At 53.1% G+C, this 606-nt stretch carries 1 protein-coding gene; it reads right to left on the bottom strand.

From position 1 onward, the window contains the following. On the bottom strand, positions 1–606 hold a 606-nt coding region (locus tag ACR0E6_RS22665), incomplete at both ends, for an ABC transporter ATP-binding protein (protein WP_480587627.1).

Raw genomic sequence — 606 nt, 5'->3', positions numbered from 1 at the left:
CCACTCGCTAAACGCACAGTGATTTGGTCGGCTGCTGAGTCAGTCACAGTTGCATCAAAGAAATTAGAGGTGCCTACAAATCCAGCCACGTAGCGGCTGCGGGGCATGTCATAGAGTTCGCGTGGGCTGCCAACCTGCACAATACTGCCGCCTTCCATCACACAAATTCGGTCGGACATTGAAAGCGCTTCTTCTTGGTCGTGCGTGACGAGGACAAAAGTTATTCCCAGTTGTCGTTGCAGGTTCTGCAGTTCAAACTGCATTTCTTTTCGAAGCTTTCGATCCAGAGCAGCCATTGGTTCATCAAGCAGCAAAAGCTTGGGCTCGTTTACAATCGCACGCGCCAAAGCGACGCGTTGCTGCTGACCACCAGACATCTCCCAGATGCGACGTGGGCCAAACCCACCAAGACGGACAGTTTCCAGCGCTTGCTCAACCTTTGTCGCGATTGTTTGTTTGTCTACGCGTGATCGTCGTTGGCGCAGGCCGTACGCGATGTTGTCGAACACGCTTAGGTGAGGAAAAAGAGCGTAGTGCTGAAACACCATGTTGACTGGGCGATGGTGCGCATCCAAGTCGTTGACGACTTCGCCATCGAGCAACACC

The sequence above is a fragment of the Ruegeria sp. AP12 genome, assembly GCF_056540025.1.
This window is presented reverse-complemented; position numbering and strand designations above follow the sequence as displayed.